Raw genomic sequence first — 18,276 nt, 5'->3', positions numbered from 1 at the left:
AGGTTTCGAGGGGGAAATTGTTATGGAAAAGAATCAGCTACTTATGTTGATTCTTTTTTTTGCTAAAAAAATAATTCTAAAATTGTATGAAAAGAAAACAACAATTCTGTCCTAAATTGACATCGATTTGTCTTATATGGTCATATAAATAATTTTAAAATACTTATAAATCATATTATATTTGTTTCACAGACTTTGGGGGAAGGCTGTCACAAAAAGAATCAACTTTAATAGTTGGTTCTTTTTTTGCTTTCAGACAATTTGTGTCATCTTAATTAGTAAGGCAAAAAAGAAAACTGGTTTTGTTTTTGTGTATGTATTTATCTATATTTTACTTAAAAATAAATTAAAATTCAATTCTTAAATACTTATTTTTCCTTTATATTTAGTGGTTGTAATTTTTAATTAAACTATAATTTAACATTTTATAAATCTATTGCAACCAGTATTATGTAGCATAAACTAATGTAAATGAATGAACAGTCTTATAATTTTAAAGATAATATTTTAAAAGAAAATAAAAACTCTTTTGTGGTTGGTATAGGCACTTCTGCAGGTGGTTTACAAGCTTTAAAAACTTTTTTCGATAATTTACCCAACGATTTTAATCATGCTATAGTTATTGTACAACACCTTTCGCCAGATTACGAAAGTTTAATGGCAGAATTGTTAGCAAAAAATACAGACTTACCTATTCACGAGGTAGAAGAAGGTGTATTAGTTAAACCTGGCAATGTCTATTTAATTCCGCCTAAAAAAAACATGACAATTAAAAATGCTGTATTGCATTTAGAAGACAAGCCAAAGGGTTTCGATTTAAATTTGCCTATTGATATCTTTTTTAAATCGTTAGCACAAGATCAAAAAGAAAATGCTATTGGTATTGTTTTGTCTGGCACTGGTTCTGATGGTACAAGGGGTATTAGAGCTATAAAAGAAATGGGAGGCTTAATTATGGTTCAAAAACCCAATGATGCCAAATTCGATGGTATGCCAAATAGCGCTATTGCTACTGGTTTGGTTGATTATATTTTGCCAGTTTCTGATATTTCTTCTGAGTTAGATAACTTTATAAAACACCCAAAGCCTTTTAGTACGCTTGTAGAAGATGATAATTTTCTTTTTAATAAAGATTTTAATCAATTAATATCTTTAGTATTTAAGAAAACTAATATCGATTTTTCTGACTACAAGCTGCCTACTTTGGTAAGAAGAGTAGTTAGAAGAATGAGTGTGAATAAGGCAAAAACAATTAGAGATTATTTAAATTATACTTTAGGTAACGAAGATGAATTAGAAATTTTATATAAAGAATTTTTAATTGGAGTAACTCGTTTTTTTAGAGATAGAGAAGCTTTCGAAATTATTGAGAAACTAATAATCCCAGAATTATTTAAAAATAAAACTTCTTTTGATAAGCTAAAAATTTGGTCTGTAGGTTGTTCTTCTGGAGAAGAAGCCTATAGTTTGGCAATTCTCTTTAAAGAGTATATGCAAGAGAATAATTTAGAGTTAAATGTAAAAATATTTGCAACAGATTTAGATAAGCAAGTTATAAATAAAGCATATTTAGGTGCTTATACAGAAAGTATAGTAGCAGATGTTTCTAGGCGTCATTTACAAAAATATTTTGTTAAGAAAGGAGACTTGTATCATGTAGTACCAGAAATAAGAAACATGATTATTTTTTCGCAACATAATGTTGCACAAGATCCACCTTTTACAAAAATGGATTTAATAACCTGTAGAAATTTATTAATCTATTTGCAATCTAATTTACAGCAAAAAATATTGGGTAGTTTTCATTATGCTTTAAAACCGAATAAGTTTTTGTTTTTAGGACCAAGTGAGGCTATTGGTATTTTTTCATCATCATTAAAAGTGGTGTCTAGAAAATGGAGAATATATGAAAATACCTCTCCTACAAAAACAATGAATTTAGATTATTTTAATAATAATTTAAACAGTAATAATTATTCAGTTCAGGCCAAAAGCAATAGTAAATCTTATTTAGACAGAAAATTATCAGAAACTTTATCTCAAACTCTTTTAGAAGAAACTGGTGCAGCAAGTGCATATGTAGATAAAGATTTTGAATTGCTAAGTGCAGACGGAGAGTTTAATAAATATTTTAAGTTTCCAGAAAAAAAATTAAGGTCTTTTAATATTTTTAAAATATTACCACAACCCATTGCACTTGCTTTAAGTACAGCGTTAAGAAAAGCAGAAAAAGAGGCTAAAAAAGTAATTTATAAAGATATTAATGTTACTCTTAATGATGCTTTAGAGAACATTACGTTAATTGTAAAGCCCGTAAAAACATCACCAACAAGTATAGACAATGTTTTTTTGATAATATTTTTATCAGAAAAAAATGAAAATAAATTCAAAACAATAAGTAATAAAACAGCATCAGATAAAGTAAAAATAGTTCGAAGTACAGATACTGATAGATTGGTTTTATTAGAACAAGAATTACTAGATACCAAAGCTAATTTACAAGCTATGGTAGAAGAGATAGAAACCTCAAATGAAGAGTTGCAAGCAACCAACGAAGAGTTGTTGGCTTCTAATGAAGAATTACAGAGTACTAATGAAGAGTTGCAAAGTGTAAACGAAGAATTGCATACTGTAAATTCTGAATATCAAGAAAAATTAGAAGAAATTGCCAATGTAAATTCCGATTTAGAAAATCTGATTACCAGTACAGAAATAGGCACCATCTTTTTAGATGAAAAATTAAACATCAGAAGATTTACACCCACAGTTAAAAAATTCTTTAATATTATAGAGAATGATATTGGTAGGTCTATTTCTCATTTTAACCTAAGTTTTGGTAACATAAATCGCTATGATTTTATCAATAATTTAAATGATGTATTAACTTTAGGAAAAACATTTGAAAGAGAGATCATCTATAAAGATAAATGGTTTTTAAAGCGAACAAATCCTTTTTATAATGCATTAAATCAAATAAAAGGCGTAGTAGTTTCGTTTGTAGATATTACAAGGCAAAAGAATTTAGGGCAAGAGTTAGCAGCTAAAAATTACTTTCTTGAAAAGATAATTAATGTAACGCCTAATATTATTTACATTTTTAATACAGCAACCAAATCTAATGAGTTTGCCAATGTACAATTATCTACTTACTTAGGATATTCTGTAGAAGAAATTCAGGCTTTAGGAGACAATGTGTTTCCTACATTAATGCATCCAGATGATCTGACTAGTGTTATAGAGCATCAAAATAAACTAAAAAAATCAAAAGAAGGAGATATAATTGAATTTACATATCGATGTTTTGATAAAGAGGGTAATGTAAAATGGTTTTTATCTAGAGATACTGTTTTTGAAAGAGTTGAAAAACCTGAAGGAGTAAAAATAATTGGTGTAGCTGTAGATATTACAGACCTAAAAAAAATTCAAGAAACTTTAAAAATTGCAAATCAGAGTTTAGAAGATGAGGTTGATATAAGAACTAAAAAATTAAAATTTACCGAAGATAAATACCAAACACTTTACGATAATGCACCAGATATGTTTGTATCCGTAGATCCAAACAAAAAGATAATAGAATGTAACCAAACCTTGTTAAACAAAACTGGTTTTACCAGACAAGAAATTTTAGGCAAATCCATAATTGATATGTATCATGATGATTGTAAAAAGGATGCAATAGAAGCCTTTAAAATGTTTTCTAAAACAGGTAAAGTGGCAAATAAAGAATTAAAAATAATAAGCAAAGAGGGTGGTTATATTGATGTAAACTTAAGTGTATCTTCAGTAAAAGATGAAGATGGTAATATTTTGTTTAGTTCTTCTTCTTGGAGAGATATTACAGAATACAAAAATATAATGTCGGAATTAGAAGAGTTAACCTATGCAAGTACTCATGATATTAAAGCTCCAATAAACAATATTAGTTCTTTTTTAAGTCTTTTAAAAGAAGATAAATCGATAACAGATAAAAATTCATTAGAAGCAATAGATTGGATAGAAACCAACATTAATAATGCCAACAATACCTTAAAAAACTTAATTTCTGTTGCCAAAGCAAGAACCATAGTTTTAGATAATTTAGAAAGTATAAGTATAGAAAATACTTTTAAAGAAGTGTTAAGTTTGGCCCAAGGTTTAATAGAAAACACAGATGCAAAAATAATCTATGATTTTTCTGAGTGTAAAACCATAAAGTTCTCTAATGTACATTTAAAAAGCATGCTACAAAATTTGCTTAATAATGCTATTAAATACAAATCTGATGATAGAGAATTAAAGGTTGAAGTTAAATCGTATAAAAAACAAGGTTTTGATTGTATTTCTGTAAAAGACAATGGTATAGGTATTAATTTAAAAGAACATAAAGAGTTGGTTTTTGGGTTATTTAAACGTGCTACAGACAATAAAGAAGGTAGTGGTTTAGCCCTTTATCTAATTAGAAAAATTTTAGATAAAACTGGTGGTAGAATTGAAGTAAAAAGTAAGTTAGGCGTAGGAAGTACATTTACGTTATATTTTAAAAAATAGGTTCATTTTGTATAAATTTAATAATATTTTACTGATAGATGACGATCCGTCTACAAGTAGATTTCATCAAATAATTATAGATCGATTAGAAATTACACAAAAAATATCTTTTGCTAAAAATGGAAAAGATGCGTTAGATTATTTATTATCTACAGGTGATGACAAAAGTAATTCTGATGAATTTGTTCAGCCAGAAATTATCATTATCGATTTAAATATGCCAGTTATGAATGGTTTTCGATTTATAGAACTTTACACAGAAACAGAAAATTTTAAACAATACAATCCCAAAATTATTGTTTTATCTACTTCTTTAATTCCTGAAGAAAAAGAAAAAATTGAAGAAAATAGAAATATATACAAGTTTTTAAACAAACCTTTAACCAAAGATTCAATTTCTAATTTGTTAAATGAAGTAGTGCTAAATGTAAATATTTAGGTAGATTTAGGAAGCGTAAAAAAGACAGTAGTACCTTGGTTTAAGGTAGCGTTTATCCATATTTTTCCTCCATACAATTCAATAATTTTTTTGCAATAAGCCAAGCCTATACCAACACCTTCGTAAGTTTCATCACGATTAATGGTATAAAAAATATCGAAAATTTTTTCGAAGTGAACATCCTCAATTCCAATTCCGTTATCAGAAATACTGTACAAATAATCGTGGTTTTGTATAACAGAGTTTATTTTAATAACAGGGGCTTCGTTTTCTTTTTTAAAATTTAAAGCATTCTCTATTAAATGTAAAAAAAGCAGATGAATATCGTTTTTATAACTATAAAATTGATGTTTTTCTATGTTGATATGAAGGGTTGAATTCGTTTCTTGTAATTTTTCTAAAAGAACTTCTTTAACCGATTTTAAAACACGGTTTATGTCTATTAATTCATCTTTTTTATGGGTGCCAATAACTGCATAATCTAAAAGCGATGTTATAAATTTTTTCATCTTATAAGATGATTTTTTAATAACAGTTAAGCATAAATTACCCATATCATCTAGGTTTTTTCTGCTATCTTCTAGAATGCTTAAGTACGAAATGATGTTGTTTACAGGTTGTTGTAAATCATGAGACGCCAAATAAGAGAATTGTTGCAGTTCTTTATTTTGCTGCTTTAAAGCAACATTTTCTTCAGATAACTTTTTATTGGCTAACTGTAACTCTTCAATCTCTTTTTGGTGATTTTTTTTCAATGTATAATTTTAATCGCTGTCTTTTAAAACTTCTTTTTCTGCTTTATCCCAAGATTTTTTTGCTCTAATTTTTTTGTAAAGTCTAATGCCTAACATCAATAGAACTCCAAAAAGAATAATGCCAACTACTCCCCAAATCCAATTTATTGCACTTTTTAAAGTTACTAAAAAAACAATTGCAAAAAGAATAATGGTGGCAACTTCGTTCCAGATTCTTAATTGTAAGGCAGAATATTTAATAATGTTGTTTTGTAATTGTTTGTAAATTCTTTGGCAAGAATAATGGTAAAAGTATAAGGCCAAAACAAAGGCTAGTTTTAGGTGCATCCAAGGTTCTGATAAATAATAAGGACTTTGATAAAGCATCCAAAAAGCAAAAAAACTGGCTAAAATTGCAGATGGCCAAGTAATGATATACCACAAACGTTTGCTCATTAATTTATACTGTGTTTGTAAAATTTCTTTAGCCGGATCTAATTTTTTTTCTGCTTCTATATGATAAATAAACAAACGAATAATGTAAAATAACCCAGCAAACCAGGTAACTACAAATATAATGTGCAACGCTTTTACGTAAAGAAAATCCATAGTTATGTATTTAATTTTAATAGTTTTCTATTGGTTGGCAAACAAGTTTAGCCCTGATTGCAGCGACATCCTTTTTTCTGTCAGTTCGAGTGAATTTGCTTTTTCTGCAAATTTGTATCGAGAACAGAAGAAAAAAGATATAGCGAAAAGCAGGAAATAGCTACTAATAATTTTAGTTATTTTCCCAATTGTTAATCCACTTTACCATAACATCTACCCAGTCATCATTATCGTTCATACAAGGTATGTGTTTGTAATCAGTTCCACCAGCTTCTAAAAATTCTTCTTTACCTTCCATTGCAATTTCTTCTAGTGTTTCTAAACAATCTGCTACAAAAGCGGGTGTAATTACAGCTAGTTTTTTCTTGCCTTCTTTTGGAAATTTTTCCAACTCAAAATCCGTATATGGTTTTAACCAAGGATCTTTTAACAAACGAGACTGAAAAGAATTGCTCCAAGTACCTTCTTTTAAATTTAATGTTTTTGCAATTTCTTTTGTGGTTTCAAAACATTGATGTCTGTAACAGGTGTAATGAGCCACAGAATTACGCTCACAACAAGAGCCATCTATTTTACAATGCGAATTGGTTGGGTCTGATTTTTTAATATGGCGTTCTGGAATTCCATGATAAGAAAACAGAATATGGTCATAATCAAAGCCTTTTAAATGATTGGCAATATTATTGCTCATGGCTTTAATATAATCTGGCTCATTATAAAAAGGTGGCAACGTATCCAGTTTTATTTCTGGATATTTTTCTGCTAAAATTTCTTCTGCTTTTGTAACCACAGTTTCGTAAGAAGACATTGCGTAATGAGGATATAAAGGCGCTAAGAATATTTCTGTAACTCCTTGGTCTACCAAATTTTTAATTCCTTTTTCCATGGTCATTGAGCCATAACGCATGGCTAATTCAACAGGAATTTCTATTTTTTGCTTTAGTTTTTTTGTAAATCTTTCAGAGATTACCACTAAAGGTGAACCTTCATCCCACCAGATTTTTTTATAAGCTGCAGCAGATTTTTTAGGTCGGGTTTTTAAAATGATTCCGTTAATTAATAAATAACGTTTCCAATAGGGAATATCAATAACGCGTTCGTCCATTAAAAATTCGCCTAAATATTTTTTTACATCTTTTGTTTCTGTAGAATCTGGTGATCCTAAATTGTTTAATAAAACTCCTTTCATTTTATGCTGAATTTGTTTTCAGTAATTTTCTTTCTTTTCTGCAAAAGCAGTAAATTTATTATTAATTCTTTTTTTAATTATAAGAACCTAATTATCATTTAAATGGTATCTATATTTATAGCCAATAACATTTTTATGTAATTTGTCTAAATCTTTTTTAAAACCTGTTACGTACAAATACTTAAATACTCTTCTATTATAATTTAAATAGCATTCAAATTTATTTATATCATTGATGTCTATCTTGATATATTTTATATTTAATTTGTTTTGAAGTTTTAAATCTTTTTTTGATAAAATTAAAGAATCTAACCAATTATGAATAAAAAGTTTAAACTCTTTTTTTTCTTTAAACTCTTTATGAACTATCGATTTATTTACTTCACATTTTTCAGCCAAAGAAATAGATTTTGGTTTATCACGTTTAGTCCATTCATATTTATAAATGAATTCTTTAAATTTTAGACTTCCATAATAAAAAGAAAGTTTATAATTTTCTTTTTTTGATGAAGTTATAATCTCAAACTTTCCATCTTCTTTAATTTTAATGTATTCATCAGAGTTTTCGATTTTAACTAATAGATTACTAAAAGTCCAATAAAAATCTCGAGAGAAAAATAATTTACCTTTTATAGAAATAGTTTCTTTACTGAATAAATTCAGAGAAAAAATTAAACATATAAAAGGAATCATTTTTTTCATTTTCTTATCTTAATTCAATTTAAATTGATTAGTTACTTCATACAATGTAATTGCTAAACTATGTATTACATTCATACTCGAGTTTCTACCATACATTGGTATTGCAATTGTTGCATCAACTAAATTAATATTTTCGATTCCATTTCTTTCACTACCCAAAAGTAATACGATTTTTTCGTGATTTTTAAAATCAAAATCTTGAATATTAATACTTTTATCAGTAATTTCTATACCAATAATGGTGTTGCCTTCTTGTTTTAAGTGCTGAATAGTAGTTTCAAAATTGTTGTAATATTCAAAGTCTATTTCTTTAATGGTATTTCTAGCAGTATTAATTACTTTTCTATTTTCTATGGATGGTGAGTTTTCATGAAAAAAGATTTTTTCTACACCAAAACTTTCAGAAACACGAAAACACATTCCTATATTTTCTGGTGTTCTAATAGCATCACAAACAATAGTTATCGGAAACTTTTGTTGTTTGTTTTTTACATCATTATGTGTTAACTGCTTCACCTTTTTTAATTTTGCTTACTGCTTACTGCTTACTGCTTACTGCTTACTGCTTACTGCTTACTGCTTACTGCTTACTGCTTCAAACTCATTACATACTTTTTTGGCGTAGTTCCAAATTTTTTCTTAAAAGCTGCAATAAAATGACTTGCAGTACTGTAACCTACTTGTATGCCAACTTCGTTTACATTGTATTGGTTGCTTTCTAGTAATCGTCTAGAATGTTCCATTTTATAGTCTAATAAAAAACTGTAAACAGTATCACCATAAATTTGCTTAAAACCTTCTTTTAGTTTTTTAATATTCAAACCAATTTCATTCGCCAATTCTTGCAAACTTGGTGGCTCTGCCATTCTAGAAATAATTATTTCTTTGGCTTTACGAATCTTTATTACATTTTCTTCATCCACCAAAAAAGGACAAAATTCACCTTCTACATTTTCATCTTTTTGAAAGTGTAAACTCAACAATTCGTAAACTTTTCCTTTTACATACAAATCTCGAATTGAGCTATTGATGTTTGCGTTAATTATTTGATGTAAAACAATAGAAACTGTCGGTTTTATTTCTGCATCATCATAATATTTACGATGACTATTTTCATCACTTAAAAAAGGAATATAACCAGATTCTTTAGAAAATAAAGAGTGGAATTTTTCAATAGAAATTAGCAAAGAGATTAAGGTTGTTTTTGGCTGTATTTCTAAATTGATGGGTAGCGTTCTTTGAGGATTATAGAGTAATATAGATCTGTTGTCTAAAACATCGAAAGAATAAGAACTATTATTGAACAAGAATTTAGATTTACCTCGTAAACAAAAATGTATTTGTATAAAGGTACTGTCTATGGCTCTTTCAAAATTTACGATGTCTTTGCTTTCGTTCTGAAAATGAAGTATATAAAATCCTTTTTCAAGATTTATTTCATCTAAAGTACTTTCTCCGACATTTTTAAACATAAAAAAATTATTTAATTGGATTGTTTTTATTTAGAACGGTTCTATATAAACTTTACCAAAATCCTTTAATAGCACAAAAATAAGGCTTTTTAGAAGTTTTTTAATCAAAAAAAAACTAAAATACATTTAACGTTATTAAAAATACTTTAAGCGACATTTTTTTATGTATGAAGTTTTTATTTTTGTGCAACTTTTACAATTATGCAAGAGATCAGGCAAGAGCACTTTTACAATATTGGAGTTAGTTACAAAAAAGCTGATGCCAAAACACGTGGTAAATTTTCTTTATCTAAAGAAAATCAAATAGAACTATTAAAACAAGCCAAAGAAAAAGGTTTTAATGGTGTGTTTGTATTATCTACATGTAACAGAACAGAAATTTCTGGTTTTGCAGAACATCCTTATCAATTAATACAACTGTTGTGTTCTTTTTCTGAAGGTACTGTAGAAGAATTTGCTAACATTTCTAACGTCTATAAAAATCAAGAGGCTATTCATCAATTGTTTAGAATTGGTACAGGTTTAGAAAGTCAGATTTTAGGAGATTACGAAATTGTTGGGCAATTAAGACAGTCTTTTAAAATGGCAAAATCGTTAAAAACAACAAATGCTTACTTAGAAAGATTGTTAAATAGCGTTTTACAAGCCAGCAAAAAAGTTAAAAACGAAACAAAATTAAGCTCTGGTACAACTTCGGTTTCTTATGCTGCTGTGCAATATATTATTAAAAATTTATCCGATTATAATTCTAAAAATATTTTAGTTTTTGGTTTGGGTAAAATGGGGAAACATACTTGTAAAAACCTAGCAGAATACACGCAGAATAAGTCTGTTTGTTTAATAAATAGAACAGAAGAAAAGGCTGCTGAATTTGTAAAAGACCATACAGTTATTAGAAAATCAGTAATCGAAAATTTAACAGAAGAAATTAATAATGCAGATGTTTTAATTGTTTCTACAGGTGCAGACAAGCCAACCATTACTAAAGATCATATTGCTGCAAATAAAGAGTTATTGATTTTAGATTTGTCTATGCCAGAAAATGTGGCAAAAGAAGTAAAAGATTTAAAAGGAGTTTCTTTAATTAATGTAGATGAGCTTTCTAAAATTACTGATGAAACTTTAGCTGTTCGTCAACAAGAAGTACCATTAGCAGAAGCCATTATAGAAACGCATAAAGCAGAATTTAACGATTGGTTAAATCACAGAAGATTTACACCAGCAATTGCTGCATTAAAGCAATCTTTAGAAAATATTAAAAACGACGAAATTAACTTTCAAAAGAAAAAAATTACTGATTTTGATGAAAATCAAGCAGAAATCTTAACTTCACGTTTTATCCAAAAAATAACAACACAATTTGTGAAACATTTAAAAGATGAAGAAACATCGGTTTCACAAAGCCTTCAAGTAATACATAAGGTTTTTCAATCTTAATTAAAAAAACTAAATGCAAAAAACCATAAGAATAGGAACTCGCGATAGCCAATTAGCGCTTTGGCAAGCTAATAAAGTACGCAAAGAATTAACGGAATTGGGTTACGAATCTGAGATTGTTCCTATAAAATCTACTGGCGATATTGTTTTAGATAAACCTTTGTACGAGTTAGGTATTACAGGTATTTTTACCAAAAACTTAGACATTGCCATGTTAAATGGCGATATTGATATTGCTGTACATTCTTTAAAAGATGTACCAACTTCTTTACCAGAAGGTATTGTACAAGCTGCAGTTTTAAAACGTGCTAATTATAGCGATATTTTAGTTTTAAAAGATACAGAAGAGTTTTTTGGTCAGCCAAATGGAGTAATTGCTACTGGTAGTTTGCGTAGAAAAGCCATGTGGTTAAATCGTTATCCAACCCATAAAGTTGTAGATTTAAGAGGTAATGTAAATACACGTTTGCAAAAATTAGAAGATAATAATTGGAATGGAGCTGTTTTTGCAGCTGCAGGATTAGAAAGAATAGGGATAAGACCTGCAGGTGCAATTAACCTTTCTTGGATGATTCCTGCTCCTGCTCAAGGTGTTATCATGATTGCTGCTTTAGAAAAAGATGATTTTGTAAAAGATGCTTGCGAACAATTAAACCATTATGAAACGCAAGTTTGTGTAGGTATAGAAAGAGAGTTTTTAAAATTGTTAGAAGGTGGTTGTACAGCGCCAATTGGTGCTTTGGCTTATGTTGATGAAAAAACTGAAGAAATCAATTTTAAAGGCGTTTTGTTAAAAAGAGATGGTTCTAAGAAAATTACCGTAAACAAAACTGCAAAAATGGGACGTCATCGTTATTTGGCAAAAGATTGTGCAGATTATGTAATTAACAGAGGTGGTAAAGAGTTAATGTTAGAAGATGAAGAAGTTTCTGTAGTTAGAAACAAAGTGTATTCTACCAAAAAATTATCAGAAGCACAAAAGAAAACCTTACCACACACTATTGGTATAGACGATAGCGATTTTATTAAAATTCGATTCAATAGAATTCCACCAAAGGTGATGAAAAATGAAATTGAAAATGTAATTATTACGAGTCAGAATGGAGTAGAAGCAATCTTAAATTCGTTTACCAAAAACGAACTTAAATTTAAAGATATTTATTGCGTAGGTAGAAGAACAAAAAAACTGATAGAAAATAGAATTGGTAAAGTAACTTATGTGGCTAAAAATGCGAAAAAGTTAGCAGAATATTTATCAAAAGAATTAGAAAATAAAGAAGTAACTTATTTTTGTAGCGATTTACGTTTAGACATATTACCAGCATTTTTAAAAACGCACGATATTGTTGTAAACGAAGTAGAGGCTTACAAAACCATGTATAGTCCAGAAAAAATAGCAGAAGATGTTTCTGGTGTTTTGTTTTATAGTCCTTCAGGAATTGAGAGTTATTTAAAAGAAAATTCTACAGATAAAGTTGCCTTTTGTATTGGTGAAACCACAGCAAAAGAAGCCAGAAAATATTTCGAAAATGTACAAGTTGCCAATTTACCAAGCGTAGATTCAGTGCTAGATTTAGTGCAAAATCATTATTCAATTTCATCTTAACCTTCAAATTAAGGAATTGTTTGAGAAAAAAATAAAACAAAGTATGTGCTACTTTGTGAAATAAAAAAAATATTAACCGCACAAATTCCATTGTGCTCCCCTTTGGGGAAACAGGGGCTTTTTATGTTTAGAACAAGAAGATTACGAAAATCAGAAGGAATCAGAAGATTGGTTAGAGAAACTAAATTGTCTGTAGATGATTTTATCTATCCATTATTTATAGAAGAAGGAGAAAATATAGAAACTGAAATCGTTTCTATGCCTGGAATTAAACGTTTTTCTTTGGATAAAATTTCTAAGGAATTAGATGAGGTTGTTTCTTTAAATATTCCTGCAGTATTATTATTTGGTATTCCATCAGAAAAAGATGATGAAGGTACAGAAACTTGGAACGACAATGGAATTATGCAACAAGCCATTCGTTTTATCAAGAAAAATTACCCAAGTTTATATGTAATTACTGATGTTTGTTTTTGCGAATATACTTCTCATGGGCATTGTGGAATTATTCATGATAATGATGTTGATAATGATGCTACTTTAGTAAATATTGCCAAACAAGTTATTTCTCACGCCAAAGCAGGCGTAGATATGGTTGCACCTTCAGGAATGATGGATGGAACAATAGATATGATTCGTCAATCTTTAGACAATACAGGATATCCAAACTTACCAATTATGGCATATTCTGTAAAATATGCATCAGCATTTTATGGTCCTTTTAGAGATGCTGCAGATTCTGCACCCACTTTTGGTGATAGAAGAACCTATCAAATGGATCCATCAAATAGAGATGAAGGAATGCGTGAAGCAACTTTTGATGATCAAGAAGGCGCAGATATTTTAATGGTAAAACCAGCTTTGTCTTATTTGGATATCATAAGAGATTTAAAAAATAATTTTGATAGACCAATTGCTTGCTACAATGTAAGTGGAGAATATGCAATGGTAAAAGCAGCTGCAGAAAAAGGTTGGATTGACGGAGAAAGAGTTATGATGGAAAGTTTACTCTCAATGAAAAGAGCAGGCGCAGATATTATTATTACTTATTTTGCTAAAGAAGCAGCAAAGTTGCTGTTAAAGGGTTAAACTGTTTAATTGTGTAACTGTACAATTACACAATTCAACAAATAAACAATTACACATTATGTTCAAAAAATCAGAAAAACTATATCAAAAAGGATTAAAAAATCTTGTAGGAGCAGTTAATTCTCCTGTAAGAGCATTTTCTTCAGTTGGTGGAAATCCGTTGTTCATCAAAAAAGCAAAAGGAAGTAAAATTTACGATGTTGATGATAATGAATATGTAGATTTAGTTTTGTCTTACGGACCAATGATTTTAGGTCATAGGCATAAAAAAGTAGAAAAAGCAGCGAAAAAAGCACTAAAAAATGGCTATTCTTTTGGCGCATCAACAGAAAACGAAATTAAATTAGCAAAAATCGTTTGCGATGCTTTTCCTGAAATGGATAAAGTTCGTTTTGTAAATTCTGGAACTGAAGCTGTTTTAAGCGGAATTCGTTTGGCAAGAGCATATACAGGCAAAGATAAAATTATTAAATTTTCTGGTTGTTATCATGGGCATCAAGATGCATTATTAGTGGCTGCAGGTTCTGGTTTAGCAACGTTAAGTTTACCAGGATCTAAAGGTGTACCTGAAGGAGCCGTTAAAAATACATTAATTGCAGAATACAATAATTTAGAAAGTGTACAAGCTCATTTTGACAAATACGATGATATTGCTGGTGTAATTATAGAACCAATTGGAGGAAATATGGGAGTTGTAATCCCGCAAAACAATTTCCTAAAAGAGTTAAAAGAATTGGCGCATAAAAACGGTGCTGTTTTAATTGCTGATGAAGTAATGACGGGTTTCAGATCTACTTTTGGTGGCGCCCAAGAAAAATTAGGAGTAGTTGCAGATATTACATGCTTAGGTAAAGTAATTGGAGGTGGTTTTCCTGTAGGAGCTTACGGAGCAAGAAACGAAATTATGGAAAATGTAGCTCCTTTAGGTGGCATGTATCAAGCAGGAACTTTGTCTGGAAATCCAATTGCAATGGCTGGTGGAATATCAACTTTAACAGAATTGAAAAAACAAAACCCGTATGAAAAGTTCGAAGAAATTGGAGCGATTATAGAAGTGATTTTATTAGAGTCAGCTAAAAAATACAATGTAGATTTAACTGTAAATCGCTTTGGTTCTATGTTAAATCCGTTTTTCACAAAAACAAAAGTGACTAATTTTGAAGAAGCTCAAACTTCAGATACAGAAAAATTTGCAGTCTTCTTTTGGGAAATGATTAAAAATGGAGTCTTTTTACCTCCAAGTCAGTTTGAAGCTTGGTTCTTATCATCAGCTTTAACAGAAAAGGATATTAAAATTATTGCAAAAGCAGTTGATAAAGCTATGGAATTAGTTTCAAAGATTTAAACTAACAAACCGCAAAGACTCAGAGTTCGCAAAGAATATGACTGAAAATGAAATTTCAAGAATAATTGTAGATTGTGCATATAAAGTTCACAAAGGTTTAGGTGCTGGTTTGTTAGAAAGCGCTTATGAAGAATGTTTATATTACGAAATAAAGAAAGCTGGACTAAAAGTTGAAAAGCAAAAAGTTTTACCAGTAATTTATTATGAAGTTGAGTTGGAAGCAGGCTATAGGATCGATTTATTAGTTGAGAACAAAGTAATAATAGAATTAAAAGCTGTTGAAAAGTTGAATAATGTACATTTAGCGCAAACATTAACTTATTTAAAACTTTCAGGATGTAGATTAGGTTTACTTATCAATTTTAATGTCGCGCTAATAAAAAACGGAATAAAAAGAGTAGTAAATAATTTATAAACCCTTTTGCGCTCTTATGCGTCTTTGCGGTTGAATACAAAAAGCGGTTAATAAAATAGTATGATTAAAAACGATTTATTTTTAAGAGCATTAAAAGGAGAAACTGTAGAAAGACCTCCAGTCTGGATGATGCGTCAAGCAGGTAGATATTTACCTGAGTTTATGGAAATCAAACACAAATACGATTTCTTTACACGTTGTCAAACTCCAGAATTAGCTTCAGAAATTACAGTGCAACCTATCAGAAGATATGGTATGGATGCTGCCATTTTGTTTTCAGATATTTTGGTAATTCCACAAGCCATGAATATTGAAGTGGAAATGAAACCAAATTTCGGACCTTATTTACCAAATCCAATCCGTAATCAAAAAGATTTAGATTCAGTAATTATTCCAGATATTCAAGACGCTTTAGGTTATGTAATGGATGCTATTAAAGCCACCAAAGAAAAACTAAATGATGAAATTCCGTTAATTGGTTTTGCAGGCTCACCTTGGACCATCCTTTGCTATTGTGTACAAGGTCAAGGTTCTAAAAATTTCGATATAGCCAAAGAATTGTGTTTTACAAATCCTGTTGTAGCACATTCTTTATTGCAAAAAATAACAGACACTACAATTGCCTATTTAAAAGCAAAAGTTGAAGCTGGTGTTAACGCTGTACAAGTTTTTGATTCTTGGGGAGGCATGTTATCACCTGTAGATTATCAAGAATTTTCTTGGCAATACATTCAGCAAATTATTGATGCATTAAAAGACCATGCTCCAGTAATTGCTTTCGGTAAAGGGTGTTGGTTTGCACTTGGAGAAATGTCAAAATCAGGCGCTTCTGCTTTGGGTGTAGATTGGACGTGTTCACCAAGAAATGCACGTTATTTGTCTGGTGGTCAGATTACTTTACAAGGTAATTTCGATCCATCAAGATTGTTATCTCCGCCAAAAGAAATCAAAAAAATAGTTACTCAAATGATTAACGATTTTGGAAAAGACAGATATATTGTAAATTTAGGACACGGAATTTTACCAAACATTCCTTTAGAAAATGCAAAAGCATTTGTAGATGCAGTAAAAGAATACAAAGCGTCATAAAATAAGAAGTTGGGCGTTACTTTGTTTTGAAAAAAAACAAAGTCGCGCTTTCCATTATATCTTTTTTATGCTGAATTTATTTCAGCATCTTTCCTTATAAAATCGGAATGAATCATTAAATAAAACATTGAATCTAGATTAGCATAAAAAAGGATGTCATTTCAATCGCTAACGCACTTTTTGCTAACTTTTAGAGTTATTAAATACGTAAAAGCTTTTCAAAAATTATTATTACAGAAATGTCTAAATGGAAAATCATAAAAAGCCTAAATTTCAAACAAGTATTTGTGCTTTTTAAGTGGTTTTTAAAACATCCTATTTTTATGTATGCTACTTTTAGAGCAACTGTAAAAACGTTAAGAATTGCTCAAAAGCGATTTCCAAATATTCATAATTTTGATAATAAAGCAAACGCTTTTCGTCACGCACTCTGGAATATTTTAATAGCTAAACAATGTTTAACGTTTAGTTCAGATATAGATCAAGTTTTAGCTTGGACAAAACAAATTACAGATTGGCACGAAGAATTTTCACCGAATAAATTGCTAGCTCAAAAGATGGATTTAAAAAATAATCAAATGGGTAGAAAATGGTTTGTAATCTTGAAAAATGAATCAATAATACAAATTGAACAATATTTAATAGAAAAATTAAATAGTGCTGTAAAAATTAATGCAGATACTACTCTAGATAAAATTGATAATTTGGTATTTTTGGAAGATTAAATGATGTACTATGTTAAAGAATATAATTTTAGGAATTAAAGAATATTCAGGAGCTCTCGAATTAATTTCAAAGTTAAAACTTTGGAAATACTTTATAATACCTGTGCTAATTAGTATTGTTACTGCAGTTTTAATTGGTGTAGAAGCCTATGCTTTGTCTGATAATGTAGGTGGTTTTATTGCAAAAATCTGGATTTGGGATTGGGGTAAAGAAACTTTTTCTAGCATCAGTAATTTTATAGGAGGTATAATTGTATTAATTATTGGACTTATACTTTACAAACATATTGTAATGGCACTTTCGGCTCCTTTTATGAGTCCTGTTTCAGAAAAAATAGAAAAACATTTTTATGGAGATATCAAACATTTGCATCGTAAAACATCAAACACAGAACAGTTAATTAGAGGTTTACGTATAAATATTAGAAACTTAGCAAAAGAACTATTAATCTCATTACCTATTTTATTGTTGAAATTTATTCCGATAGTAAATATTTTTTCAACCATTTTACTGTTTTTAGTGCAAGCCTATTATGCAGGTTTTGGTAATATGGATTATACTTTAGAACGTCATTTAAATTATAAAGAAAGTGTAGACTTTGTAGGTAGAAATAAAGGTTTTGCCATTGGTAATGGAATTGTATTTATGCTTTTCTTGTTAATTCCTATCATCGGAATTATTGTTGTTTTGCCATTATCAGTAACAGCAGCATCAACCAAAACGTTAAAATTAATACATAATAAGCACGAGCTGGTTTATGAAAAATAATTATTTAGCAAGCCATTCAAATTTCTTGCTAGATCTGAATATTTCTTGCAAGGTTTCCAAAACTTCCTGCAAGGTTTCCAAAACCTTGTAGGTATATAATCTCTTAGAAATTTTCTAAGAACACCTTTA

General features: G+C 29.3%; 16 protein-coding genes. 10 read left to right on the top strand and 6 right to left on the bottom strand.

What is annotated here, in order from left to right; translation table 11 throughout:
- The first annotated feature begins 471 nt into the window (after positions 1-471).
- Complete coding sequence (locus ACWYN7_RS14225; RefSeq protein WP_462860640.1) at positions 472-4,527, top strand: chemotaxis protein CheB; 4,056 nt, start codon at positions 472-474, stop codon at positions 4,525-4,527.
- Positions 4,528-4,534: 7 nt separating this feature from the next.
- Positions 4,535-4,966: a response regulator gene (locus tag ACWYN7_RS14220; RefSeq protein ID WP_462860639.1), complete on the top strand. Its 432-nt coding sequence runs from the start codon at positions 4,535-4,537 to the stop codon at positions 4,964-4,966.
- On the opposite strand, the gene ACWYN7_RS14215 is transcribed toward ACWYN7_RS14220, so the two are convergent.
- The 6 genes from ACWYN7_RS14215 to ACWYN7_RS14190 all read right to left on the bottom strand — a co-directional run bounded on the left by ACWYN7_RS14215 (position 4,963) and on the right by ACWYN7_RS14190 (position 9,672).
- Positions 4,963-5,721 (bottom strand): sensor histidine kinase, encoded by a 759-nt coding sequence (locus ACWYN7_RS14215; protein WP_462860638.1) that lies wholly within the window; start codon positions 5,719-5,721, stop codon positions 4,963-4,965. The genes ACWYN7_RS14220 and ACWYN7_RS14215 overlap by 4 nt on opposite strands.
- Positions 5,722-5,730: 9 nt before the next feature.
- Positions 5,731-6,309, bottom strand: coding sequence for a CopD family protein (locus tag ACWYN7_RS14210; protein ID WP_462860637.1), 579 nt, complete (start codon positions 6,307-6,309; stop codon positions 5,731-5,733).
- A gap of 172 nt (positions 6,310-6,481) precedes the next feature.
- Positions 6,482-7,498: a ferrochelatase gene (hemH, locus tag ACWYN7_RS14205; RefSeq protein ID WP_462860636.1), complete on the bottom strand. Its 1,017-nt coding sequence runs from the start codon at positions 7,496-7,498 to the stop codon at positions 6,482-6,484.
- Positions 7,499-7,585: 87 nt separating this feature from the next.
- Positions 7,586-8,191 (bottom strand): hypothetical protein, encoded by a 606-nt coding sequence (locus ACWYN7_RS14200; RefSeq protein ID WP_462860635.1) that lies wholly within the window; start codon positions 8,189-8,191, stop codon positions 7,586-7,588.
- Between the two features lie 18 nt (positions 8,192-8,209).
- Positions 8,210-8,716 (bottom strand): TrmH family RNA methyltransferase, encoded by a 507-nt coding sequence (locus ACWYN7_RS14195; protein WP_462860634.1) that lies wholly within the window; start codon positions 8,714-8,716, stop codon positions 8,210-8,212.
- A gap of 71 nt (positions 8,717-8,787) precedes the next feature.
- Complete coding sequence (locus ACWYN7_RS14190) at positions 8,788-9,672, bottom strand: helix-turn-helix domain-containing protein (RefSeq protein WP_462860633.1); 885 nt, start codon at positions 9,670-9,672, stop codon at positions 8,788-8,790.
- A gap of 201 nt (positions 9,673-9,873) precedes the next feature.
- On the opposite strand from ACWYN7_RS14190, the gene hemA reads away from it, so the two are divergent.
- The 8 genes from hemA to ACWYN7_RS14150 all read left to right on the top strand — a co-directional run bounded on the left by hemA (position 9,874) and on the right by ACWYN7_RS14150 (position 18,147).
- The gene (gene hemA, locus ACWYN7_RS14185) at positions 9,874-11,109 is read left to right on the top strand and encodes a glutamyl-tRNA reductase (RefSeq protein WP_462860632.1); all 1,236 of its coding nucleotides are present in this window, start codon (positions 9,874-9,876) and stop codon (positions 11,107-11,109) included.
- Positions 11,110-11,122: 13 nt separating this feature from the next.
- Positions 11,123-12,715, top strand: a complete 1,593-nt coding sequence (gene hemC, locus ACWYN7_RS14180) for a hydroxymethylbilane synthase (protein ID WP_462860631.1) — start codon at positions 11,123-11,125, stop codon at positions 12,713-12,715.
- A gap of 123 nt (positions 12,716-12,838) precedes the next feature.
- A complete protein-coding gene (hemB, locus tag ACWYN7_RS14175; protein ID WP_459483641.1) occupies positions 12,839-13,804 on the top strand; it encodes a porphobilinogen synthase in 966 nt (321 codons plus the stop codon).
- 55 nt (positions 13,805-13,859) lie between these two features.
- On the top strand, positions 13,860-15,149 hold the full coding sequence (gene hemL / locus ACWYN7_RS14170; protein ID WP_462860674.1) for a glutamate-1-semialdehyde 2,1-aminomutase: 1,290 nt from the start codon (positions 13,860-13,862) through the stop codon (positions 15,147-15,149).
- Positions 15,150-15,186: 37 nt separating this feature from the next.
- Positions 15,187-15,564, top strand: a complete 378-nt coding sequence (locus ACWYN7_RS14165) for a GxxExxY protein (protein ID WP_462860630.1) — start codon at positions 15,187-15,189, stop codon at positions 15,562-15,564.
- Positions 15,565-15,624: 60 nt separating this feature from the next.
- Positions 15,625-16,653: a uroporphyrinogen decarboxylase gene (hemE, locus tag ACWYN7_RS14160; RefSeq protein ID WP_462860629.1), complete on the top strand. Its 1,029-nt coding sequence runs from the start codon at positions 15,625-15,627 to the stop codon at positions 16,651-16,653.
- A gap of 239 nt (positions 16,654-16,892) precedes the next feature.
- The gene (locus ACWYN7_RS14155; RefSeq protein WP_462860628.1) at positions 16,893-17,378 is read left to right on the top strand and encodes a DUF6973 domain-containing protein; all 486 of its coding nucleotides are present in this window, start codon (positions 16,893-16,895) and stop codon (positions 17,376-17,378) included.
- A 10-nt stretch (positions 17,379-17,388) separates the two neighbouring features.
- Complete coding sequence (locus tag ACWYN7_RS14150) at positions 17,389-18,147, top strand: EI24 domain-containing protein (RefSeq protein ID WP_462860627.1); 759 nt, start codon at positions 17,389-17,391, stop codon at positions 18,145-18,147.
- Positions 18,148-18,276 lie beyond the last annotated feature (129 nt).

The organism is Polaribacter sp. M10 (assembly GCF_054968445.1).
Note: the sequence above shows the minus strand (reverse complement) of the source record. Positions and strands in the feature narration are given on the sequence as shown.